This is a genomic window from Alphaproteobacteria bacterium (assembly GCA_005883305.1).
Taxonomy (GTDB): Bacteria; Pseudomonadota; Alphaproteobacteria; order Sphingomonadales; family Sphingomonadaceae; genus Allosphingosinicella.
Map to the genome: position 1 here is coordinate 383402 of VBAC01000001.1, position 24046 is coordinate 407447.

The window sequence follows — 24046 nt, forward strand, 5'->3', positions numbered from 1 at the left end:
GATATGCAGCTTTCCGATCTGTCGGTGAAGCGGCCGGTCTTCGCGGCGGTGGTCGCGATGCTCGTCGCCGTCGCCGGGATCATCGGCTTCTTCGCCTTGTCGGTGCGCGAATATCCGGACGTCGATCCGCCGGTCGTCTCGGTCCAGACCCAATATATCGGCGCCGCGGCGAACATCGTCGAGACCCGGATCACGCAGGTGCTCGAGGAGCAGCTCGCAGGCATTTCGGGCCTTCAGACGATCACCTCGCGATCGCAGGACGGCCAATCGAACATCACCATCGAGTTCACGCCGGGCCGCGACGTCGACAGCGCCGCGAACGACGTGCGCGACCGGGTCGGCGCCGCCGCCCGCTCGCTGCCCGAGGAGATCGATCCCCCGGTGGTGCGAAAGGTCGATGCCGACGCTTCGCCGATCATGTTCCTGGTCATCTCCAAGCCCGGCTGGTCGCCGCTCCAGCTGACCGACTGGGTCGACCGCAACCTCGCCGACCGCTTCCGGGCGATCGACGGAGTCGCCCAGGTGTTCATCGCCGGCGAGGCGCGCCCGGCGATGCGCGTCTGGCTCCAGCCCGAGCGGCTCGCCGGCTTCGGTCTCACTCCGGGCGACGTGGAAGGCGCTCTCGCCCGGCAGAATGTCGAGCTTCCCGCCGGCCGGCTCGAGGCGCAGCAGAATGTCACGCTCAGGGTCGAACGGTCCTTCGCCACGCCCGAGCAGTTCCGCACCCTTGTCGTCGGGCGTGGGCAGGACGGCTATCTCGTGCGGCTCGGCGACGTCGCCCGGGTCGAGCAGGGGCCGGAAAATCCCTACGCCTCGTTCCGGATGAACGGCAATCCGGCGACCGGCCTCGCCATCATCCGCCAGTCGGGCGCCAACACTCTCGCGGTCGCCGACGCCGCCAAGGCGATGGCCGATCAGGTGCGCCCGACCCTGCCCGAGGGGATGGAGATCACCGTCGGCTCCGACGACAGCCAGTTCATCAGCCGGGCGATCGAGAAGGTCTGGGGGACCCTGGCCGAGGCGGCGGTCCTCGTCGTGCTCGTCATCTACCTGTTCCTGGGGAGCTGGCGCGCGACGCTCATTCCGGCGGTCACCGTGCCGCTCTGCCTGCTGGCCAGCTTCGCCGTCCTGTGGGCGGTCGGCTTCTCGATCAACCTGCTGACCCTGCTCGCCCTGGTCCTGTCGATCGGAATCGTCGTCGACGACGCGATCGTGGTTCTGGAGAATATCTACCACCGCATCGAGGAGGGGGAGCCCCCGCTCGCCGCGGCCTTCAACGGCGCTCGACAGGTCGGCTTCGCGATCATCTCGACGACGATGGTCGTCTGCGCGGTGTTCGTGCCGATCATGTTCATCGCCGGCCAGACGGGCCTCCTGTTCCGCGAGCTGGCGGCGGCGATGATCGGCGCGGTCGCCTTCTCCGGCTTCTTCGCGCTCGCGCTCGCGCCGATGCTCTGCTCGAAGCTGCTTCGGCATGTCGAGCGGCGCGGCCTCGCCTTGCGCATCGACCGGATCTTCCGCCGGATCGAGGAAGGCTATGCCCGCCGGCTCGATTGGGCACTGCGCAAGCCGCTCGTTCCTTTGGTCGTCGTCGGCCTGTTCCTGGTCGCTTCGGGCGTCCTGTTCGCCTTCCTCAAGTCGGAGCTCGTGCCGGGCGAGGATACGGGCATCCTCCAGGCGAGCATCACCGCGCCCGAAGGCACCAGCTTCGATCAGATGGACCGCTACATGACCGAGGTCCAGGCGCGGCTTCTGCCGATGGTCGGCCAGGGCGCGGTGCGCTCGCTGATCATCCGCACGCCGGGCGGCTTCGGCCCGAGCGACGATTTCAACAACGGCGCGATGAGCATCTTCCTGAGGCCCTGGGAAGACCGCACGATCACCACCGCCGAGATGACCGCGCGGATCAACCGCGAGCTGGCCCAGATTCCCGCGATCCGCGGCAACGCGCAGATCAGGAGCTCGCTCAACCGCGGCCGCGGCCAGCCGGTCAACTTCGTCATCGCCGGCGCCAATTACCCCGATCTCGCCCGCGCCCGAGACAGGATCATCGCCGCCGCCGCGAGCAACCCCGGAATCGTCAACCTCGACAGCGACTATAAGGAAAACAAGCCGCAGCTTCGGATCCAGGTCGATACCGCCCGCGCCGGCGATCTCGGAGTCTCGGTCGCCGACGTCTCCAACGCGCTTCAGACGCTGCTCGGCTCGCGGCGGGTCTCGACCTATGTCGACCGGGGCCGCGAATATCGGGTCGTCGTCCAGGCCGAGGCAAACGCCCGAACCACCGAGGACAATCTCGCCGCGATCTACGTGCGCAGCCGCACCGGAACGCTCGTCCCGCTCTCCAACCTCGTCACCACCAACGGCATTGCAGGCGCGCGCGACCTCGGCCGCTACAACAAGCTGCGGGCGATCACCCTCTCCGGCGGCCTCGCGCCCGGCTATTCGCTCGGCGAGGCGCTCACCTTCCTCGAGCAACAGGCGGCGCAGGCGCCCGAGGTGATGGCGGTCGGCTATCGCGGCGAAAGCCAGGCCTTCCGCGAGGCCGGCGGATCGATCTACCTGGTCTTCGCGCTGACCATCCTCGTCGTCTACCTGTTGCTCGCCGCCCAGTTCGAAAGCTTCGTCCACCCGGGCGTGATCATCACCACCGTGCCGCTGGCGGTGGCGGGCGGCCTGATCGGGCTCGCGGTGATGGGCCAGACGGTCAATCTCTACAGCCAGGTCGGCCTCGTCATGCTGGTCGGCCTCGCCGCCAAGAACGGCATCCTGATCGTCGAGTTCGCCAACCAGCTGCGCGACTCCGGCCGCGACATCGGCACCGCGGTGCGCGAGGCGGCGCGCCGGCGCCTGCGGCCGATCCTGATGACCTCGATCGCCACCGTCGCCGGCGCGGTCCCGCTGATGCTCGCCGGCGGGGCGGGCGCCGCGGCGCGAACCGCGATCGGCGTGGTCATCGTCTGGGGCGTCTCGATCGCGACCGTGATCACCCTGTTCCTGATCCCGCTCCTCTATTCGAGGCTGGCGCGCTACACGGGCTCGCCGCTGGCCGTGACCCGCAGGCTCGAAGGACAGCTGGCCGGGCCGGAACAGCCGCAGCCGGCCGAATAAGGAGAGAGCATGACCGGGATCGCCTCCAAATCGCAGCTGCGCATGAGCTTCCTTCGCTACGCCCTGTTCACCGTCCCCGGCGTGCTGCTGCTCGGGACGCTTTCCGGGCAGCTGTCCGGCTCGGGCTACGGCAATCCCTGGTTCGACGCTCTGCGCAAGCCGGATCTCATGCCCCCCGGCTGGGTGTTCGGCGCGGCCTGGACGATCCTCTACATCCTCCTCGGTCTGTCGCTGGCCATGCTTCTCCACGCGCGGGGGGCGGAAAGGCGCAGCCGCGCGCTCGCGCTCTTCGCCGCCCAGCTCGCCCTGAACTTCGCCTGGTCGCCGGTCTTCTTCGCCTTTCACCGGATCGGCCCGGCGCTGTCGATCATCGCGGCCATGGTGGTCGGCACCCTCGCGCTGATCCTCGTCGCCTGGCGGATCCGGCCGCTCGCCGGCCTGCTGCTCTACCCCTATCTCGCCTGGCTGACGTTCGCAGGGACGCTCACCTTCCAGATCATGACCCTCAATCCTGAGGCCTCCACGGTTGCACCCGAGGCCGGGCATACCGATATCCCGCTCTGACCTCGCTTTTAGGAAAGGACTCGCGATGCAGTCCCAGAACCGCTTGTTCGACGATTTCGTAAAGGTGATGAACGGCGCCGCCGGAACGATCGCGGGGATGACCCGCGAAGCCGAGGCGGCGATGCGCGAGCGCGCGCGCGAATGGATCGGCGGGCTCGATCTGGTCTCGCGCGAGGAGTTCGAGGCGGTGAAGGCGATGGCCGTCCTCGCTCGCGAGGAGAATGACCGGCTCGCCGCCCGCATCGCGGCGCTCGAAACGGCGCGCAAAACGGCCGCCCCCAAAAGGCCGAAGCCGGGGACGGCGGGCTGACTATCCACAACTTTGTGGATCGCGCCTAACCCGCTTCCTTGCGCTTTTACGCGGGAAACGGCAGATTCGCGCGGAACGGAAGAGGACCGGGGACCGCTTCATGGACATGGATGAGTATGAGCTTGAGCGGGAGGCCAGCGCCCCCATCGACATGCTCGAAACCTATTTCAGCGCGCTCGGCTGGGCGTTCGAGCGCAACGGCGAGGACGAGATCGTCTCCAGCTTCCAGGGGAGCTGGACCCAGTACGAGCTTCGCGCGATCTGGCGCGCCGAGGATCAGGTGCTCCAGTTCCTCGCCCTTCCGGACATCCGCGTGTCGGCGGAGCGCCGCGCCGCGACCTACGAGACGATCGGGCTGATCAACGAGCAGCTCTGGCTCGGCCATTTCGAGCTGTGGTCCGCCTCGGGCCTGGTCCTGTTCCGCCACGCCGCCTTGCTCGAGACCGGCGAGGACAGCGGCACCTTGAGCCTGCAGCAGGCCGAGACGCTGGTCGAGGCGGCGATCGAGGAGTGCGAGCGCTTCTATCCGGTTTTCCAGTTCGTGCTGTGGGCCGACAAGACCCCGCAGGAAGCGATCGCCGCGGCGCTGATCGAGACCCAAGGGGAAGCCTAAGCGCGGGTCATCCCGGCGAAGGCCGGGACCCTTGAACACGGAGCTCGAAGGCTAGGCGATAGGCTGTCGCCCTGATTCCAATCACGGTGTTCATGGGTCCCGGCCTTCGCCGGGATGACTCTTTTGGGCGCGATCCGCTAAGGAGGCGGCCATGGCTGATCCGCTCCTTCCCGGCCCCCTCTGGCTCGCAGGCTGCGGCAACATGGCGGGGGCGATGCTCGCTCGCTGGATCGAGCAGGGCGTCGATCCCTCCCATGTCAGCGTGATCCGCCCCAGCGGCCGCCCCGCGGGCGAGGGCGTGCGGGTGACCACCGATTATCCCGAGGACGAAGTGCCGGCGATCGTCCTGCTCGGCATGAAGCCCTATCAGCTCGACGAAGTGGCGCCGCTGCTCGCTCCGATCCTCGACGAGGAGACGATCCTCGTCTCGATCCTCGCCGGGGTCGAGCTCGCCTCGCTCCGCGCCCGCTTCGCGCGGCCGCGCACGATCATCCGCGCCATGCCCAACCTGCCGGTCAGGGTCGGCAAGGGCGTGGTCTGCCTCACCAGCGACAGCGAAGACCTCGCCGCCAAGGCCCTGCTGACCGGCCTCATGGCTACATTGGGCCACGCCGAATGGTTCGAGGAGGAATTGGGCTTCCAGCTCGCCGGCCACCTCACCGGCGCCGGCCCGGCCTTCCTGTTCCGCTTCATCGACGCTCTGGCCGCCGCGGCCGAGCGGCTCGGCCTGCCGTTCGATCAGGCGCAGCGCCTCGCGCTTTGCATGGTCGAGGGCTCCGCCGCGCTCGCAGCGGCATCCGACGACGACCCCGAGCGCCTCGCCCGGCGCGTCGCCAGCCCAGGCGGCACGACCGAAGCGGGCCTCAAGATACTCGACGCCGACCGGGCGCTCTTCGCCTTGGTCGAGCGCACCCTGGCGGCGTCGCGGACTCGAGGGCTGGAGATGGCTGCGGAAGCGCGCAGTAAGCGCGATTGACCGACCGATCGGTCGGACCTATCCCGCCCGCCATGACCGATCAGCGCACGTTCGACGATCGGGACGGCACGATCTGGTTCGACGGCCGTCTCGTCCCCTGGCGCGAGGCGAATGTCCACGTCCTCACCCACGCCCTTCACTACGCTTCCTCGGTGTTCGAGGGGCAACGCGCTTATGGCGGCGAGATCTTCAAGCTGTCGGAGCACAGCCAGCGGCTGCGGCGCAGCGGCCAGTTGCTCGATTTCGAAATCCCCTACAGCACCGACGAGATCGACTCGGCCTGCCGCGAGGTGCTCGCTTCGAGCGGGCTTCGCGATGCCTATATGCGCCCGCTCGCCTGGCGCGGGTCGGAGCAGATGGGAGTCTCCGGGCAGCGCACGAAGATCCACCTCGCCATCGCCTGCTGGGAATGGGGCAATTACTTCACCGAGGAATCGGTCCGCAAAGGCCTCAGGCTCGACATCTCCTCCTGGCGCCGCCCGGCGCCCTACACCGCGCCGACCGCATCGAAGGCGTCCGGCCTCTACATGATCTGCACGCTCGCCCGCCACAGCGCCCAGGCCAAGGGCTTTGACGACGCGATGATGCTCGATTGGCGCGGGCAGGTGGCGGAGGCGACCGGCGCCAACGCCTTCTTCGTCCGCGACGGCGCGCTGCACACGCCGACGCCCGATTGCTTCCTCAACGGAATCACCCGCCAGACCGTGATGGACCTGGCGAGGCGGCGCGGCATTCCGGTGATCGAGCGGGCGATCTGGCCGGAGGAGCTGGAGAGCTTCGAGCAGATGTTCATCACCGGCAGCGCCGTCGAGGTCGCTCCGGTCGCCTCGGCCGGCCCGTGGAATTTCGAGATCGGCGATCTGACGCTTCAGCTGAGGAGCGACTATCTCGATCTGGTCAACCGCCGGATATCCAACAGCTAACGGCTTTCCGTTCCGCCGCGGCCAGCTATATAGCCGCGCGTCGACACGCCTGCTGGGGCGTCGCCAAGTGGTAAGGCACCGGTTTTTGGTACCGGCATTCGCAGGTTCGAATCCTGCCGCCCCAGCCAAGCGTTCAACCCGGCCCCCGCCGCGGATGCTGTGCAGGGCCGGCGCACCTGCTAGAGCGACGCCATGGACAGCGGCGAAGAGCGCGGGAGCATATACGTCGGAGTCGGCGGCTGGGATTTCGATCCCTGGCGCGGAACCTTCTATCCTGCGGGGCTGCCCAAGGCGCGGCAGCTGGAGCATCTCGCCTCGCGACTGAATGCCACGGAGATCAACGCGACCTACTACAAGCTGCAATCCCCGGCATTGTTCGAGCGCTGGGCTGCCATGGTGCCCGAGGGCTTCAAGTTCGCGGTCAAGGCTTCGCGCTTTTGCACCAACCGCCGGGTGCTCGGCGAGGCGGGCGAGGCGGTCGGCAAATTCTGCGCCCAGGGCCTCAGCGCGCTGGGCGGCAAGCTCGGCCCCATCCTGTGGCAGTTCGCGGCGACCAAGCCATTCGATCCGGACGACATTCGCGCCTTTCTGGCCTTGCTTCCGGCGAGCCAGGACGGCGTGGCGCTTCGCCACGCGCTCGAGCCGAGGCACGAAAGCTTCAAGTGCGCCGAGTTCGTCGCCCTGGCGCGCGCCGCAGGGGTGGCGATCGTCATTGCCGAGCACGAGACCTATCCGCAGATCGCCGATCTCACCGCCGATTTCGTCTATGCGCGCCTGCAGTGCGCGGGCGAGGCGGAGCCGCTGGGCTATGGCGAGGCCGCGCTCGATCGCTGGGCGAAGGTCGCGACGGGATGGGCAGCCGGAGAGAGTCCGGCCGGCCTCGATTATCATGGCGACGTCCCCGCGGAGGCGGTGCCCCGGGACGCCTTCGTCTTTTTCATCAGCGCGGCGAAGATACGCAATCCGCTCGCCGCCGAGGCGCTCGCGAGGCGATTGTGAAGCTCGAATCCTTCTCTCCCATCGACGGCTCGATCCTCGGCGCGGTCGAGACGGCGGACTCGCAGGCCGTCGCCGCCGCCGTCGGCCGCGCCCACAAGGCTTTCCTCGCCTGGCGCCTCGTCCCGCCGCCGCGCCGGGGCGAGCTGGTCCGGCGGTTCGGCGACGTTCTGCGCGCCGAGAAGGAGGCGCTCGGCCGCCTCGTCAGCCGCGAGTGCGGCAAGATCCTCTCCGAAGGCCTCGGCGAGGTTCAGGAGATGATCGACATCTGCGATTTCGCGGTCGGACTCTCGCGCCAATTGTACGGCCTCACCATCGCGACCGAGCGGCCCGGCCACCGGATGATGGAGACCTGGCATCCGCTCGGCCCCGTCGGGGTGATCTCCGCATTCAACTTCCCGGTCGCGGTCTGGGCGTGGAACGCCTGCCTCGCCTTCGTCTGCGGCGACAGCGTCGTGTGGAAGCCGTCGGAGAAGACCCCGATATGCGCCGAGGCGGTGGCCGGCCTGTTCGCCCGCGCCGCGGAAGGATTCGACGAGGCGCCCGCCGGCTTGCTGGAGGTGATCCAGGGCGGGCGCGAAGTCGGCGAGGCGCTGGCCGACGATCCCCGCGTGCCGCTGGTCTCGGCGACCGGATCGACCGCCATGGGGCGCTCGCTCGGTCCACGCGTGGCGCGGCGCTTCGGCCGCTCGCTGCTCGAGCTCGGCGGCAACAATGCGATGATCGTGGCCCCGTCCGCGGATCTCGGCCTGGCCGAGCGGGCGATCGCCTTCGCGGCGATGGGAACGGCCGGGCAGCGCTGCACCACTTTGCGGCGCCTGTTCGTCCACGAGGCCGTCTACGACCGGCTGGTGCCCCGCCTGATCCGCATCTGGGCGGGCGTGGCGATCGGCGACCCTCTCCAGGAGGGCGTGCTCGTCGGGCCGCTGATCGATTCCGCCGCGGTCGAAGCCATGCAGGCGGCGCTCGCCGAGGCGGCCGGGCAGGGCGGGACGATCCACGGGGGACAGCCGATCCGGGGCTGTTTCGTCCGTCCGGCCCTCGTCGAGATGCCGGCGCAGAGCGCGGTGATGGTCCGGGAAACCTTCGCGCCGATCCTCTACGTCCTGCGATGCCGCGACATGGAGGAGGCAATCGCGCTTCAGAACGATGTGCCGCAGGGCCTCGCCTCGTCGATCTTCACCACCGATCTTCGCGAGGCCGAGCTGTTCCTCTCCGCCGCCGGCTCCGATTGCGGCATCGCCAACGTCAATATCGGTCCTTCGGGCGCCGAGATCGGCGGCGCGTTCGGCGGGGAGAAGGAGACCGGGGGCGGGCGGGAAAGCGGCTCGGACTCGTGGCGCGCCTATATGCGGAGGGCGACCAACACCGTCAATTACAGCCGCGATCTGCCGCTCGCCCAGGGCGTCGACTTCTCGCTCCCCGACCCGGCGGCCTGATCCGCCCGGGGGTCGCCGCGCGGCCGGGGACGTTCATGCCCCGAGGGGCGCCGGGACGCATTGCGGCCCCGAGCTTTTTTTCTTCACGTCAGTTCATCCAGGCGCGGCGTAACTGAGAGTGACAATGGCGTCGCTTCTCGCGCCGGCCAGGTAATTCCATGACTCACCGCGATCCCCGGAATTCGATTTTGGAGGCGAAATAGCCGCCGAAGAATCCGCACATGGCGGCCAGCTTTGCTTGGAAAAATACCGATGAAAATAATATCCCAAGTCCAATGAATAGCACACATGCTATCGCATTCGTCCATCGGCCAGGTTCCAAATTCATTTTCTTTCCATTCTGGCCCCCCCCCGCGCATTCCGATCGGATCGGCCTGCATGAACCTGTCTAGACCGATTGATAGACTAAATTACAGAAAATCAGGGCGCCGATAATAGCAAAGCCCACGAAACAGGCCTTTATTATTTTCGATCGCCGTCTGTTTCGATAATTTATGTAGGAAAAAACGAAAAATAGAATCCCGAGAGCGAAGGAAAGTATCGGGGAATCGAGGATATCTGTCATGGCGTCCCTCTATCTACAATAGATGCTTCCATAGATGTTCAAGGCTATGCCCAGTCCGCCCGTGACAAGCGCCGAAATATGAAAAGCGATCGCTGGCGGCGTTACCTCCCCTGTCAGTGCCGCCCCAACTTCATTTATCGCAGCGGCTCCTTGCAAGCCTGTTCCGAGGTCGGAGATCTGTTTGCATTTCGGATTCTCAGGCGGCGGCGGAGACGGCGGCGACGCAGGCCTGGGCGGACTGGGCGGCTGAGGCGGTCGGGCAGGAGGCCCACCGCCGCCGTTCGGCAGGTTGGTGTAGGACGTCGGCTGCTGAGTCGGAATCAGATCCTTATTGTCTTGGGTACAGCCGCCATTGAAGGTCACGGCCGTTCCACGCGGGCAGAGGCGCCGGCCGGTAACGGTGATCGTGTCGTCCTCGTCGAGCCCCGTCGGATCGATGAAGTTCACCGGATCGTTGTGGACGTAGGCATAGATGTTCATCCCCCCGGCGAAACCGATCGGGTCGGTCTGCATGAACCGGCCCGCCGTCGGCGAGTACATCCGCGCGCGGTAATAATAGATGCCGAGCTCGGGCAGCCAGGCCTGGCCGGTATATTGGAACCGGCCGCTATTGCCCGCGGCGGGGATTCCATATTCGTCGTAGCTGTTGATCGCGCTCGCGCTGCCGCTGGCGTCCGAGATCGCGATCACGCTTCCGCGCTCGTCGGCGAGCAGGAAGTGCGGCGAGGAAAGGCTCGACGTGTCGTAGCTTACGGCCGGCGTGTCGATCCCGGTCCCGTGGACGTAGCGATGGGTCATCGCGTTCGATCCGTCATATTCGGCGACCAGCGCGTTGCCGTCGTAGAGGAAGCGGGTCGTGCCGGCGCCGCTCGTCACCTGCGACAGCCGGCCCAGCGGATCGTAGGCGAGCGTCGCCGAATGCCCACCGCTCGCCGAGACCAGCCGGTTCTCCGAATCGTAGACGTAGGTGGTCGAGCCGTCCGAAGTGAGGTTGCCGCGGGCGTCGTAGGTGAAGCTGGCGCCGCCCGCCGCGGTATATTGGTTGAGCCCGTTGGCCGTGTAGTTGCGGTTGATCGCGTAATGGCCGGTCCAGGCATAAGAGTCGTTCGATCGAGTCTGCGAGGCGATCTGGCTCGCCGGATTGTAGCCGAAGGTCAGTTGCAGATCCTGGCCGGTGCCTGCCAGATTGTGCGTCGTCGCGCTGACTCTCCCGACCGCGTCGTAGCCGTAGCTCGAAACGAAGGTGAGGGCGTAGGACTGGTCCGAAACCGTGCCCCGGTCGGTGTAGGCGAAGGCGTTCAGCCAGTTGACTCCGCTTTCGCGGACCATCGTCACCTGTCCCGCCCAGTCGTAGCCGTAGGTGAAATAGGCGCTGTCCGGGTGGGTGATCCGGGTGCGGCGCCCGGCCGCGTCATATTCGTACGAGAGCGTCCTGGTCGTTCCGCCGAGGCCGGTGCCGGCGGAGGTCATTCGGCCGAGTGCGTCCCAGGCGAAGGTCAGGCTCTGTCCGGTCTGCGAAGCGCCGGTCAGCCGTCCGAGCAAATCGTAGGCATAGCTGACGTCGAGCTCCGAGCCCGGCAGGTTCTTGAGCGTGACCCGGTTGAGATCGTCATACTGCAAGGCGATCTGCGAGCCGTCGCGGCGAACCACCAGGGTCCTGTTGCCGGCCGCGTCGTAGCCGTAATATTCGTAATCGGACCAGTTCCAGGTGCCGGTGGCGGTGGCGCTCGGCATCACCCAATATTGCAGCCGGTCGAGCCCGTCATAGTGGAAATAGCTCGAATAGCCGTTGGCGTCGGTCACTGCCTGGGGCAGGCCGTTGGCCGTATAGGTTCTAGTCACCTCGTTCGCGGTGACGCCGCTCACGCCATAGCCGGTCTGCACCTGCGTCGGCTGGCTCGCATAATCGTAGGTCGTTCGGGTGATCCGGTCGGGGCCGTAGCTCCCTTGCGTGTCGATCGAGCAGGCGTCGGTCGGGAGCGACGTCGTGGCCAGCTCGGCAGGGTTCATCCGCTGCGCGACGCACTCGACTCGGCCCATGCTGTCATAGCCGGTCTGCGCGAGCGCATAGGCCGTGCTTCCGGATGCCAGCCGCCGGATCCAAGGGCGGTGATGGGTGTCATATTCGGTCTGCACCTCTTCGAGCGGGCTGAACGAGGCCCAGTCGGCGTCGGATTGGCTGTTGACTGTGCCGCGCTCGGCCCTGGTCTGCTGGCCGTCCGCGCCGTAGGTCACCCGCAGCGCGCGGTGATGCAGCGCGCTGGTGCCGTCCGGATCGGGGCCGACCACGCCGATCACCTGCCGCGCCGAATTGTAGCGGTAGCGCGTGGTGTCGGCGGTGCCCGAGATCGGCCCGTCGACGGTCAGCAAATTGCCGAGGCCGTCATAGGTCATCGTGCTCGTCGCCGTCAGTGTGCCGGTTCCGTCCCGGCGCGTGACCGACGTTGCGTTGCCGTTGGCGTCGTAGCCGATCACCGTCAGCGACTCGTCGGACGTGCCGAGACAGGACGGCGCGGCGCCGGTCGCGCAGCTCGAAATGCCGGTCAGCAGATATTCGCCGTTGGTCAGCGTGTAGCTATAGCGGATCTCCGGGCGCGTGCCCGAGCCCGACGGCGCCGGCCGGGTGACGGCGAGCACTCCGCCATGGGTGCCGTCATAGGTGTAGTCGGTCGTGTGTCCGCGCGCGTCGGTCGTCGTCAGCGGCTGGTTGCAGGCCGGCGTAGCGCACGAGCCGGGATAGGTGGCGCTGGTCACCACGTCGGCGAAGCCCGAGCCTGGCTTTGCCACCCGGCGGACCTCGGTCACGTTGCCGCGGCCGTCATAGGTATAGGCGGTGTAATCGAGCTCCGGCCGGGTCACCCGGGTCAGCCGGCCGTTGGTGTCGTAGGTATAGCTCGTCGTGCGGCCGAGCTGGTCGGTCGTCGAGGTGATCTGGCTGATGGCGGTATTGGCCACCACGGTGGAGGTATGGCTCAGCGCGTCGGTGATCGTCGTCGTCGCGCTGCTGCCGCTGACGCTCCGCGAATAGCCGGTGGTGATTCCGTCGCGCACCACCTGGGTCACGATCCCGCCCGAGAAGGTGACGCTGATGTCGTCCGAGGTCGAGCCCGGGCGGCGGATGCCGAGCGCGTTGGTGCCGTTGGTGATCCGCCAGGTCCGGCCGTCGGCGTCGGTCACGTCCGTCACCGTCGAGGAGACGAAGCTGTTGCTGACCGTGCGGGTCGCGCTGCCGTTGCTCAGCACCTCGCCACTGCGCTTGTACCAGGTCGGCGAAGGGTTCTGGTGGAGGGGGACGCTGTTCGAGGCGTAGGAGAAATCGACCGCGTAGCCGAAGCTGTTGGCGACCGTGTCGAGCCGCCAGGCATAGGTGCAGTCGAGGCTTCCGTCGGGATTGAACACGGTCGCGCAATTTTGATTCACGTCCCAGCCGAAGGTGACCGTCATGCCGTCGGGCTGGGCCAGGCTCAGCGCCAGCGAGTAGCACCCGTTCTGGTTGGCGTTGACGTGGCTGCACAGGTTGGAGGCGCCGTTCCGGTCGTCGACGGGCGCCCCGAAGGCGATCGTCGCGCCGTCGGCGCGGGTATAGGTATAGTCGCCCTGGCTGGCGCTGGTCAGCCTCGCTCCATTGCCCTGGGCGGACGTGTATCCGGATCCGGTGCTGGTGAAGGTCTCCGAATGGTCGCCGAGAATCACGACCACCGTCCCGGCCGACCCCGATTGATAGAGGTACATGCTCTGCCAGTTGCCGATTCCGCCCGGATCGGTGCCGTGGCGCTCGACCGTCATCGTGCCCGGGCCCGATCCGATCGTGCCCTCGTTGAGCTGGAAGGGATAGGTGCCGCTGATCAGGTCGACGCCATTGGCGTCGATCGCGCGGTGGGCGGGCTCGCTCTGCGCGAACGCCGGGGCGGTCAGGCAGGTGGTCGCCAGAAGGACGCAGGAAAGGGCGCCCCCCCGAAGGTGGGTGATCGGCATCTTGTTCCCCTATTGGATTCGTTCGAGCGTGTGCGCGCCGCTTAGGGCGGCGGCGAATTGGGCGAGACGACGTTGACGTTGGTGCGGTTGTCCGCCTTGTCGTAGCTGTAGGTCGCCGACACGTTGTTGTTGACGGTGCCGCTGCGCTGGACCTTCACCAGCCGGCCGCGCGCGTCGTAGCTGTAGCTGATCGTCTCCGATGCCATCGCCGTCGCGGCTATTGCCGCGGCCGCCAGGCCGAGCAGGATTTTCTCCCTGCCTTTCATTGATGCCCCCTTAATTCGTCGAGTCGCGGCCAGAATAGACAGGAACCGCAAGCGCTGAATAGTGGAATTCGTTACGGTATTCGCACGGTAAGTTCTTGCAGGAACGCAGAAATCTCCATCATCTTGTTGATTTCATGGACAGCATTAAGCGCCTTGCGAACATGTCCCTGGCCCCCGCCGCGCCGCCGCGCGCGGCCCCGCGGGCCGGAAGGGCAGGGGCTTTAGGGTTAACTTTCTGCCCCGCCCGCACACTGCGCATTTTATTAACCGGCGACGTGTAATTCCTTTGGGGCTCGGAGATATTGGTTTGAGATACTCGCGCAAAGTCGGCCCCCCGATCGTGTCTGCAGCGGTCGCGACGCTCGTTCTAACGAACTTCGCCCTCGTCAGCATCGTGAAGGACAATGCCGCTCCGGAACGGATCGAGCTGTTCGGCTCGGTCTGGCCGATCGCGCTTACCTCCGCGGTGGCGGTGATCCTGGTCATGTCGTTCCTCTACCGCTCGCTCGTCGATCTGGTCGACGAGCTCGAGGCGCGCGAGGCCACCGCCCAGCACCAGGCCCTGCACGACCAGCTGACCGGCCTCGCCAACCGGGCGTTGCTGGAGGACCGGCTATCGCAGGCGCTGACCCGCTACCGCCGCTCGGGCGAGCAGGTCGCCTTGCTGATGCTCGATCTCGACCGCTTCAAGCAGGTCAACGACACGCTCGGGCACAATGCCGGCGACAAGCTGGTCGCCGAGGTCGGCGAGCGGCTGCGCTCGCTGGTCCGCGAGACCGACACCGTCGCCCGGATCGGCGGCGACGAATTCGCCATCGTCCAGGTCAGCCCGAAAGGCGAGGCGGACGTCCGCCGCCTGTGCGAGCGGATCATCTCGGTGATCCGCCAGCCCTTCGTCATCGGCGAGCGCGAGGCCCGGGTCGGCGTGAGCATCGGCGCGGTCTTCGCCAGCAAGGAGGTCGCCGAAGCCAGCGAGCTGATGCGCAAGGCCGACATCACCATGTACCGAGCCAAGGCGGCGGGCCGCGACTGCTTCCGAATCTTCACCGAGGCGATGGACGCCGACGTCCAGCGCCGCGACCAGATCGAATCCTCGCTTCGCACCCAGCTGCGCGACGGCGACGGGCTGGATCTCCATTTCCAGCCGATCATCGGCAGCCGCGGCAAGGTGACGGCCCTCGAGGGCCTGGTGCGCTGGGAGCATCCGACGCTCGGCACGATCGCTCCGGGCGAGCTCATTCCGATCGCCGAGGAATGCGGAGTCATCGACGAGCTCGGCCAGCAGGCGTTCCGCAACGCCTGCAAGACCGCGCGGCTCTGGCCCAGCCTCAGCATCGCCGTGAACCTTTCGCCGCTCCAGTTCCGGACGCCGCGCTTTCCTGCGGTGCTGCGGGCGATCGTCGAGGAGGAGGGAATCCAGCCCTCGCAGATCGAGCTCGAGATCACCGAGGGCCTCTTCATCGAGCACGGCACCTTGTGCGGGCAGACGATCCAGGACCTTCGCCGCGACGGCTTCCGGATCGTCCTCGACGATTTCGGCACCGGCTATTCCTCGCTCTCCTTCCTGCGCCGATTCCCGGTCGACAAGATCAAGCTCGACCGCTCGTTCATCGACGTCGCCGCGCGCGACCAGAGCATCGCCATCATCCGGGCGGCGGTGACCTTGGGCCACGCCATGGACCTCGAGGTGATCGCCGAAGGCATCTCGACCCCGGAGGAAGAGCAGATCGCGCTGGAAGCCGGCTGCGACGGGCTGCAGGGCCATCTCTACGCCCCCGCAATGCCGGTAGGCGAGCTCGCCGGCTTCCTCGCCTCGATGGACGAGGGCGCCAGGGTTCCCGACGCCGCCTAGGGGCGAAACGAATTGTCTGGCGCCTCTTTGCGCCCTCGACTAAATTCCCGTGGCTTCCAGCGGTTGCTTCAGAAGCAAGGGAAAGAGGGGAGAGAAGAGGATGAGCACGCGATCCTTCGCGCTGATTTTCGGCATCGTATTTCTCGCCGTCGGCATTGCCGGCTTCGTTCCGCAGCTCGTTCAGCCCGCCGAAGGCGGCAGCATGAACATGGGCGGCCAGGACATGGGCATGCTGCTCGGCATGTTCCCGGTCAACCTGTACCACAATGCGGTCCATATCCTGTTCGGCCTGTGGGGCCTCGCCGCCTCGCGATCGGCGAGCGGCGCGCTGACTTATGCCCGGGGAGTCGCGATCATCTACGCGCTGCTCACCGTGCTGGGCCTGATTCCGGCGACCGAGAACCTGCTCGGAATGGTTCCGCTCTACGGCAACGACATCTGGCTGCACGGCGGGCTGGCGATCGTCGCCGCCTATTTCGGCTGGGTCAATCGCAGCCCGGTCACCACCTGATCCGGCGGCACGGGGCGGCGCGCGACGTTTCGTCGCTCCGCCGCCTCGGTTCGTCGCATAAAATAAACAGTCTAGCGCAGCACTCCCTCTACCGGTAAAGAGGGGGCATGACTCGCGCCCTCCGCCTTTCCGCCTTCGCCGTCGCCCTCGCTTCGCCCACCATGCCGGGCGCGATCCAGACCGCGGCACTCGCCCAGTCCCAGGTCCAGACGCAGGCGCCTGCCGTTGCGGCGCCGGTCGCCCCGGCGATCGTCTGGCGGCGGGAGACCGCGCAGGAGCTGCTGACCTATGTCGAGCAGATCGGCCAGGAAGGCCTCGATCCGGCGGATTATGGCCTGGAGAGACTTCGGGCAGCGCTTTCCGGCAGCGACGACTCGGCGCTGACCCAAGTCGCCACGCCGATCTTCCTCAAGCTCGCCCAGGATCTGAGCGGCGGGTCCGTCCGCGGCCGAAGCCGGGTCGATTGGCACATGGACGACCAGACGCTCGACACGATGGGCCAGCAGCGCTTGCTGGCGCAGGTCACCCGCGGCGGCGGCGTGGGCGCGGCGCTCGATGCGCTGCTGCCGATCCATCCCCAATATGCCGGACTCAAGCGCGCGCTGGCGAATACGCCCGAGGCCGACACGGCGCGGCGCGACCTCATCCGGACCAACATGGAGCGCTGGCGCTGGATGCCGCGCACGCTCGGCGCCCGCCACGTGCTGGTCAACGTTCCCGCCTTCACCGCCGCTTTGGTCGACGACGGGCGGGTCACCGCCCGGCACCGCGCCGTGGTCGGCGCCGTCCGCACGCCCACGCCACAGCTCAACGCGACGATCACCGCGGTGACGATCAATCCCTGGTGGAACGTGCCGCAAAGCATCATCGCCTCGCAGGGCGGCCGCTTCGGCCCCGGCTACCAGGTGACCCGCACCGGCGGAGGGATCAGCGTCCGCCAGCCGCCCGGGCCGCGCAACGCGCTCGGCCGGGTCAAGATCGAGATGCCGAACGATCTCGCCATCTATCTCCACGACACGCCGTCGCAGGCGCTGTTCGGCCGCCCGGTGCGCGCCTTCAGCCACGGCTGCATCCGGACCCAGAACGTGCGCGACTTCGCCGCCTTGCTGCTTCAGCCGACGGGATCCTGGGATCGCGCCCAGATCGACTCCGCGGTGGAGACGGGCCGCAACCAGTCGGTCCCCCTCGCCGCCCCGATCCCGGTCTACATCGCCTATTTCACCGCCGCCGCGACGAGCGACGGGGATATCGTGACCTATAACGACGTCTACGGGCGCGATCGCCCGGTGCGCCAGGCACTGAACGGCGGCGCGGCGCCGGTCCAACAGGCCAGCAACTAGGTCGTATCCTCACTCGGAACGGTGCTGCAAACCCCCTCTCCCATGGGGAGAGGGCTGGGGTGAGGGGTTCCGGTGTCCGCGGAAAACCGCGAACTCCGTAAACCCCCACCATGAGCAGGGTAAGCAGTGCCCCGCACTGCTTAGCCATGTCCGGGGGACATGGCGACCTGCTCATCCTCCCCCTCAGGGGGAGGGGTTAAAGGGGATGTCGATACAGCCTTAGCTGTTTTCGGGAACGCGGCGCCCTCCATGCGGGTTGTCCGGCTGATCCTTTCAGCCGGAGCTCGCCAATGGCCATCCACCAATCCTACTGGAATGCGACGGCGCCGGCTTCGTCCTATCCGGCGCTGTCCGGCGAGATCGAGGTGGACGTCGCGATCGTCGGCGGCGGCATCGTCGGCGTGACGACCGCCCGGATGCTGAAGGATCGGGGCCTCAAGGTGGCGCTGGTCGAGGCGCGGCGGATCGGCGAGGAGGTGACCGGCAAGTCCACCGCCAAGATCACCTCGCAGCACAATATCGCCTACACGACGATCAAGCGGAAGTTCGGCGAGGACGGCGCGCGCATCTATGGAGAGGCCAACGAGGAGGGGCTTCGAACCATTCGCGCCCTTGCCTCGAGCCACGGAATCGAATGCAATCTCGAGGCCGCTCCGGCCTTCGTGTTCACCCAGGACGAGGATCAGGTCCAGGCGATCGAGGAGGAGGCCGATCTGGCCAGGACGCTGGGGCTGCCGGCGTCGCTGACTCGCGATACGGGCCTGCCCTTCGAGGTGCGCGCCGCGATGCGCTGGGACGATCAGGCCAAGTTCCATCCGGTCAAATATGTGAAGGGCCTCGCCGCGACGCTCGCCGGCGACGGCTGCGAGGTGTTCGAGAATTCGCGGGTCATGGATTGGGATCCGGATCGGATCGAGACCGCCGGCGGAGCGGTCCGGGCGGGCCATGTCGTCATGGCGACCCATTTGCCGCTCGGCCAGATCGGGATGTTCTACGCCGAGGCGCATCCGTACATGGATTGCGTGCTGATGGGGCGGATCGATCCCGCGCGCGCGCCGGAGGGCATGTTCATCACCGCAGAGAGCCCGCACCGCTCGTTCCGAACGCATCGCGACGATCGCGGCGAATTGTGGATGATCTTCACCGGAATGGCCCACAAACCCGGCGACACGAAGGCGGGCCGCGACAATATGGCCGCCCTTGCCGATTTCGCCCGGCGCTCGTTCGGGGTCGAGGCCGAATATCTCTGGACCAACGAGGATTACGGACCGATCGACCAGGTTCCCTTCATCGGCTGGTCGTCCGCGGTCCGGCCGGGCTATCTGGTCGCGACAGGCTTCAACGCCTGGGGGATCACGAACGGAACGGCAGCCGCGATCCTCCTCGCCGACATCGTCGCCGGCAAGGACAATCCCTGGCTGAAGCTCTACGATTCGACGCGGATCAAGCCGATCGCCGGGGGCGCCGAATTCGTGAAGGGCAATGCCGAGGTCGCGGCCCATCTCGTCGGCGGCTATCTGTCGCGCAAGCCGCACGAATTCGATGCCGTCGGGCCGGGCGAGGGCAAGGTGCTGAAGATCGACGGGCACAATGTCGCGGCCTCGCGCGACGAGGGCGGGCGGGTTCAGGCCGTTTCAGCGGTCTGCACGCACATGGGCTGCCTGGTCGGGTGGAACGAAACCGACCGGAGCTGGGACTGCCCCTGCCACGGCTCGCGCTTCGCGTGCGACGGCAGTGTCATCCACGGGCCCGCGGTGAAGCCGCTGGAGCCGGTCGCGGTGGAGGAAAAAGCGGAGGTTTAGGGCCCGGACTCAATTAAAATCGAGATGCGGTGGTCTGATCTCGGGAGTCATCCCGGCGTAAGCCGGGATCCATGAACTCGACGGGCAAATGCCCGGCTCGAGTCTGAGCGTCTCCTCGATGACCTGCGTTCATAGGTCCCGGCTTTCGCCGGGATGACGCTGAAATTGTACGGACCCTAGGCCAGCCGGTCGGCGTAGAGGAAGTGGCCGGGGCCGAGGCGGGCGAGAACTTCCTGGAGGCTGGCATGGGACATGGCGAAGCATCCCTCGCTGCGCCCCAGGCGCCCGGTCTGGGCCAGCACTTCCGGCTCGGCATACCAGGCCGAGTGGACCACGATCGCCCGCTCTTCGGCATTGCTGTTGCTGTAGTCGAGCCCGCGGACCCGCATCGAGCGGCCATATTTGCCGGGATAGAAATCGCCGGTGACATAGGCGCCGTTGGAGCTCGCCTCGGAGCCGAACTGGTTGGAGAAACGCTGCAGGAAGCCGGTGTGCGCGGGATCGGAGCCGCGGCCGTGGCAGACGAAGTGGCGGCTGACGCGGCCCGTATTGGTGTCGAGCAGGAAGAAGCGATGCTCCGACGAGGCCTTGGAGAAATCGACGATGCCGACGGTTTCCACATGGCGCACCGACGAACGGTGGCGATCGAACGAGGCCCGGGCGCGGGCGACGAGAGAGGAGTCGATGATCGGGTCAACGCTCAGGCGCGGCTGGGCCGGTGCGGCCGAAATAGGCCGGGGGCCTCTCGCCTCCTCCGGCGACGAAACCGCGGCGAGAATTGGCGAGGACATGGCGGCGAGCGCGCCGGCGGCGGCTCCGGCCTCGATGAATTGCCGGCGTGAAAACTGCATCTGGAAACTACCCTCCCGCTCCGATCAGGAACGTATGGACTTTCCCGTTTCGCCTCAACGACCTGATCCGATGTTCCGGGTCGACTCGTCGCGGCTTAGGCGTCGTTCGCCGCAACATGCGGGAACAATCGTTAACCGGGATTTTCGGGCCTCGACGAAGCGTTCCGGAACTGCGGCGAACGGCACCCGGAAGGTGAGCACGGGGATGACGAGCGCGCCATGACCGCTTTTCGTCACCTGAAGGTCCTCCCGCCGCTGGCGCCGATGGAGGCGAAATTGGTGGACAGCCTGCCCCAGGGCGATGGCTGGCAGTTCGAGCCGAAGTGGGACGGCTTTCGCTGCCTCGTCTTTCGCGACGGCGCCGAGATCGAATTGCAATCCAAGGCCGGCAGGCCGCTCGGCCGCTATTTTCCCGAGGTCGTCGATCTCGTCGCCTCTCTGCCGTTCGACCGTTTCGTGCTCGACGGCGAGCTGACCATCGCCATGGGCGGCGCGCTGTCGTTCGAGGCGCTCCAGATGCGGCTTCACCCGGCGGAAAGCCGGGTCCGCAAGCTCGCCGCCGCGACTCCGGCGCGGATCATGCTGTTCGACTGCCTGGAGCACCGCGACTCCATGATCGATCGGCCGCTGGCGGAGCGGCGCCGGGCGCTGGAGGAGTTTTACGAGCGCGCGAGAGAGGCCCGGCTGCTGCTTTCTCCCTGCACGCTCGATCATGCCCTTGCGCATTCCTGGCTGGACCTGGCGGGCGGAGCCCTGGACGGCGTCATCGCCAAGCGCCGCGACGAGCCTTACAGGCCGGGCGAGCGGGCGATGCTCAAGGTCAAGCAGATGAGGACGGCGGACTGCGTCGTCGGCGGCTTCCGCTATGCGGCGAAAGGCGGCGAGGTGGGATCGCTGCTGCTCGGCCTCTATGACGAGAAGGGCGCGCTCAACCATGTCGGCTTCACCTCTTCGATTCCGGCGGAAGACAAGCCTGCGCTGACCCGGCGGCTGGAAAGGCTGGTCGCTCGGCCCGGCTTTACGGGCAACGCGCCGGGCGGGCCGAGCCGCTGGAGCACCGAGCGGAGCGGAGAATGGGAACCTTTGCGGCCCGAGCTGGTCGTCGAGGTGCGCTACGACCATGTCACCGGCGACCGCTTCCGCCACGGCACGAAGTTCCTGCGCTGGAGGCCGGACAAGGCGCCCGAGCAATGCCGCATGGACCAGCTCCAGCCGGAGGCCGCTCCGGACGGCCTCGGCCCGGCCTCCGGACTGACCTAGATCAGGGTTATTGCGCTTTTCCATCGATGGACCCATGAGGGGCGCAGGAGTGAAACTTCCCCAATTCAACCAAGGACAGTCCGCTGAAACCGCATAGCGTTTATGTAATCGACGACGACCGGGACGTGCGCCGCTCCCTGAGCTTCATGCTCAGCGCCGCCGAGATCCATTCCCACCCCTTTGGCAGCGGCCTCGACTTCCTCGAGGCGCTTGGCGACCTCGAGCCGGGCTGCATATTGCTCGACCTCAGGATGCCGCAAATGGACGGCTTCGCCGTGATGGAGGCGCTCGCCGAGCGCAAGATCGACTGGCCGGTGATCGTCATGACCGGCCATGGCGAGGTTCCGATCGCGGTCCGGGCAATGAAGCTCGGCGCTGTCGATTTCGTCGAGAAGCCCTTTTCCGAGCAGTCTCTGCTGGCCTGCTTTACCCAGGCCTTCGCGATCCTCAAGGAGCGCGAGGAGGCGAGCCGCCGCCAGCGCAAGGCTCACGGACGAGCCGCTTTGCTGACCGGGCGCGAGCGCGAGGTGCTTCAGAATTTGCTCGCCGGCCTTTCCAACAAGGAAATCGCCCAGTCGCTCGGCATCTCGCTGCGCACCGTCGAGATGCACCGCGGCAACATGATGGACCGGCTCCAGGCGTCCAGCCTCGCCGAGGCTTTGACGATCGCCCTCGAAGCGGGGATCGGGCCGGTCCAGAGCAAGGCCGCTTAGGACACCCGCCGCGTGAAGCCCGCTTTCTCCGGCGCCGACGATCGTATCGCGGCGTTGGAGGAGGAGCTCGCCCGCCTTCGGGAGAGCGAGAAGATGTACCGAACGGCCGTCGAGTTGAGCGGCCGAATGGTATGGGCGGCGGACGAGAAGGGCGCGCTGACGGTGATGCGCGAACCTTTTTCGGTCGTGACGGGCCTTGGGACGAACGAGGCGCTCGGCGAGGGGTGGCTCGACATCGTCCACCCGCGTGAGAAGGCCCGCGTAAGGGGGGCCTGGCGCGAGGCGGTCGAAAACGGGGCGACGTTCAATGCCGAATTTCGGGCGCGCACCCGCGACGGCTATCGGATCATGCGCTCGCGTGCGGTGCCCATAAGAGACGGCGATCGCGTAATAGGCTGGTCCGGCACCACCCAGGACGTCGAGGAAGAGTCGGCGGCGGCGGTGGCGCGGCGAGCGGCGGAGGAGAGGCTTCGCGAGAGCGAGGAGCTGCATCGCTTCACGCTCGAGCTCAGCAAGCAGATCGTCTGGACGGTCGACGAGCACGGCCGCCTGCTCACGATCAGCCCCCGCTTCCGGGAGCTCAGCGGGCTCGACGAGGACACGCCGCTCGACCAGGCGATCCACCCGGAGGATCGCCCCATGGTTCTGGCCTTGTGGGCACAATCATCCGCGAGCGGAGAGCCCTATCGGGTCAAATACCGGCTGCGCATGGCGGACGGGAGCTATCGCCACATGCAGGCGCGCGCCGCGCCACGCCGGGATTCGAGCGGCCGGATCGTCCGATGGTACGGAACGCTCGAGGACGTCCACCTCCAGCACGAGGCCGATTTCGCCCGCAAGGATGTCGAGGAACGCTTCCGCCTCGCCGCCCAGGCGACCAACGACGCGGTCTGGGACCATGATTTCGTCGCCAAGACCATCGACTGGAGCGACAATGCGGCGGAGATTCTCGGAATCAAGAAGCAGCGGCTGGGCCGGACTCCTTCGTCCTGGTGGGACGAGCGGATCCATCCGGACGAGAAATTGAGCCTGCTGCACAGCCTTTCCGAGGCGGTGAGGGGGAATGCGCGGCGCTGGTCGGGGACCTATCGTTTCCGCCGCGACGACGGCAGCTATGCCGACGTCCTCGATCGCGGCTTCATCATCCGCGATGCCGACGGCCGCGCCGTGCGGGCCGTCGGAGCGATGGCGGACCTCACCGAACGGCACCGCGCCGAGGCGGAGATCCGCCGGATGCAGGCGGAGCTGATCCAGGTTTCGCGCCAGCGGGCGATGGGGGCGCTCGCCTCGACCCTCGCCCACGAGCTCAACCAGCCGCTCGCCGCGCTCGCCAATTACGTCACCGGCTCGAAGCGCCTCGCGGAGAATCCGCGGATCCCGCGCGGCGTTCTGGTCGACGCGCTGGACGGCGCCGAGCAGGCCGCGCACCGCGCCGGCCAGATCCTGCGCCGGGTGCGCGAGCTGGTCGCTCGCGGTGAGGTCGAGGCGAAGGTCGAGCATCTGCCGCACCTGATCGAGGAAGCGTGCGAGCTCGCGTTCATCGAGACCGACGCGCTGAACATCGCCCACTGGCTCGATCTCGACGCCGACGCCCAATGGGTCCGCGCCGACCGTATCCAGATCCAGCAGGTGCTGATCAATCTGGTCCGCAACGCGATCGAGGCGATGGAAGGTCGAGGCGGGGAGATCGTCATATCGACCCGGGTCGAGGGGAAGATGATCGCCGTCGAGGTGGCGGACACCGGCGGCGGCATTCCCGCCGAGCAAATCGACCGGCTGTTCTCGGAGTTCATGACCACCAAGCCCGAGGGCATGGGGCTCGGCCTGCCGATCAGCCGGACGATCGTCGAGGCGCATGGCGGCAAGATCTGGGCGGCCAATCGCCCGGGCGGAGGGGCGAGCTTCTCCTTCACCATTCCGCGCGAACGCGAGCCGGTCGCCGGCTGAGGCCATTTCAAAGGCGCCCGAGCGTCACTATC

General features: G+C 67.1%; 18 protein-coding genes, 1 tRNA gene and 1 pseudogene. 16 read left to right on the forward strand and 4 right to left on the reverse strand.

Going from position 1 to position 24046, the window contains the following annotated elements; translation table 11 throughout:
• Positions 1 to 3 precede the first annotated feature (3 nt).
• The 9 genes from E6G92_01795 to E6G92_01835 all read left to right on the forward strand — a co-directional run bounded on the left by E6G92_01795 (position 4) and on the right by E6G92_01835 (position 8932).
• Positions 4 to 3111: an efflux RND transporter permease subunit gene (locus tag E6G92_01795; protein TMJ18600.1), complete on the forward strand. Its 3108-nt coding sequence runs from the start codon at positions 4 to 6 to the stop codon at positions 3109 to 3111.
• 9 nt (positions 3112 to 3120) lie between these two features.
• A complete protein-coding gene (locus E6G92_01800; GenBank protein ID TMJ18601.1) occupies positions 3121 to 3675 on the forward strand; it encodes a tryptophan-rich sensory protein in 555 nt (184 codons plus the stop codon).
• Between the two features lie 25 nt (positions 3676 to 3700).
• A complete protein-coding gene (locus tag E6G92_01805) occupies positions 3701 to 3985 on the forward strand; it encodes an accessory factor UbiK family protein (GenBank protein ID TMJ18602.1) in 285 nt (94 codons plus the stop codon).
• A gap of 100 nt (positions 3986 to 4085) precedes the next feature.
• Entirely contained in the window at positions 4086 to 4598 is a 513-nt protein-coding gene (locus E6G92_01810; protein TMJ18603.1) for a hypothetical protein, read from the forward strand.
• A gap of 151 nt (positions 4599 to 4749) precedes the next feature.
• Entirely contained in the window at positions 4750 to 5574 is an 825-nt protein-coding gene (locus E6G92_01815; GenBank protein TMJ18604.1) for a pyrroline-5-carboxylate reductase, read from the forward strand.
• A gap of 32 nt (positions 5575 to 5606) precedes the next feature.
• A complete protein-coding gene (locus E6G92_01820; GenBank protein TMJ18605.1) occupies positions 5607 to 6497 on the forward strand; it encodes a branched-chain amino acid aminotransferase in 891 nt (296 codons plus the stop codon).
• Between the two features lie 53 nt (positions 6498 to 6550).
• Positions 6551 to 6625, forward strand: a tRNA-Gln gene (locus tag E6G92_01825).
• A 64-nt stretch (positions 6626 to 6689) separates the two neighbouring features.
• On the forward strand, positions 6690 to 7496 hold the full coding sequence (locus tag E6G92_01830) for a DUF72 domain-containing protein (protein TMJ18606.1): 807 nt from the start codon (positions 6690 to 6692) through the stop codon (positions 7494 to 7496).
• Complete coding sequence (locus E6G92_01835; protein ID TMJ20657.1) at positions 7490 to 8932, forward strand: aldehyde dehydrogenase family protein; 1443 nt, start codon at positions 7490 to 7492, stop codon at positions 8930 to 8932. Before E6G92_01830 ends, E6G92_01835 begins: the two co-directional genes overlap by 7 nt.
• Before the next feature lie 83 nt (positions 8933 to 9015).
• On the opposite strand, the gene E6G92_01840 is transcribed toward E6G92_01835, so the two are convergent.
• The 3 genes from E6G92_01840 to E6G92_01850 all read right to left on the reverse strand — a co-directional run bounded on the left by E6G92_01840 (position 9016) and on the right by E6G92_01850 (position 13738).
• Positions 9016 to 9312: a hypothetical protein gene (locus E6G92_01840; GenBank protein TMJ18607.1), complete on the reverse strand. Its 297-nt coding sequence runs from the start codon at positions 9310 to 9312 to the stop codon at positions 9016 to 9018.
• A 194-nt stretch (positions 9313 to 9506) separates the two neighbouring features.
• The gene (locus E6G92_01845; protein ID TMJ18608.1) at positions 9507 to 13472 is read right to left on the reverse strand and encodes an RHS repeat-associated core domain-containing protein; all 3966 of its coding nucleotides are present in this window, start codon (positions 13470 to 13472) and stop codon (positions 9507 to 9509) included.
• A 41-nt stretch (positions 13473 to 13513) separates the two neighbouring features.
• The gene (locus E6G92_01850; GenBank protein ID TMJ18609.1) at positions 13514 to 13738 is read right to left on the reverse strand and encodes a hypothetical protein; all 225 of its coding nucleotides are present in this window, start codon (positions 13736 to 13738) and stop codon (positions 13514 to 13516) included.
• A 340-nt stretch (positions 13739 to 14078) separates the two neighbouring features.
• Between E6G92_01850 and E6G92_01855 the strand changes: the two genes are divergently transcribed.
• The 4 genes from E6G92_01855 (at position 14079) to E6G92_01870 (ending at position 19243) form a co-directional block, all read left to right on the forward strand.
• The gene (locus tag E6G92_01855) at positions 14079 to 15590 is read left to right on the forward strand and encodes an EAL domain-containing protein (GenBank protein ID TMJ18610.1); all 1512 of its coding nucleotides are present in this window, start codon (positions 14079 to 14081) and stop codon (positions 15588 to 15590) included.
• Between the two features lie 100 nt (positions 15591 to 15690).
• Positions 15691 to 16101 (forward strand): DUF4383 domain-containing protein, encoded by a 411-nt coding sequence (locus E6G92_01860; GenBank protein ID TMJ18611.1) that lies wholly within the window; start codon positions 15691 to 15693, stop codon positions 16099 to 16101.
• Positions 16102 to 16208: 107 nt separating this feature from the next.
• Positions 16209 to 17441, forward strand: coding sequence for a L,D-transpeptidase (locus tag E6G92_01865; protein TMJ18612.1), 1233 nt, complete (start codon positions 16209 to 16211; stop codon positions 17439 to 17441).
• Positions 17442 to 17731: 290 nt separating this feature from the next.
• On the forward strand, positions 17732 to 19243 hold the full coding sequence (locus E6G92_01870; protein ID TMJ18613.1) for an FAD-dependent oxidoreductase: 1512 nt from the start codon (positions 17732 to 17734) through the stop codon (positions 19241 to 19243).
• A 176-nt stretch (positions 19244 to 19419) separates the two neighbouring features.
• On the opposite strand, the gene E6G92_01875 is transcribed toward E6G92_01870, so the two are convergent.
• Positions 19420 to 20094, reverse strand: a complete 675-nt coding sequence (locus E6G92_01875; protein TMJ18614.1) for a murein L,D-transpeptidase catalytic domain family protein — start codon at positions 20092 to 20094, stop codon at positions 19420 to 19422.
• Between the two features lie 219 nt (positions 20095 to 20313).
• Between E6G92_01875 and E6G92_01880 the strand changes: the two genes are divergently transcribed.
• The 3 genes and pseudogenes from E6G92_01880 to E6G92_01890 all read left to right on the forward strand — a co-directional run bounded on the left by E6G92_01880 (position 20314) and on the right by E6G92_01890 (position 24014).
• Positions 20314 to 21354 (forward strand): ATP-dependent DNA ligase, encoded by a 1041-nt coding sequence (locus E6G92_01880; GenBank protein ID TMJ18615.1) that lies wholly within the window; start codon positions 20314 to 20316, stop codon positions 21352 to 21354.
• A gap of 98 nt (positions 21355 to 21452) precedes the next feature.
• Positions 21453 to 22067 (forward strand): annotated as a pseudogene (locus E6G92_01885) (response regulator transcription factor).
• Positions 22068 to 22079: 12 nt separating this feature from the next.
• A complete protein-coding gene (locus tag E6G92_01890) occupies positions 22080 to 24014 on the forward strand; it encodes a PAS domain S-box protein (GenBank protein TMJ18616.1) in 1935 nt (644 codons plus the stop codon).
• The last annotated feature ends 32 nt before the right edge of the window (positions 24015 to 24046 follow it).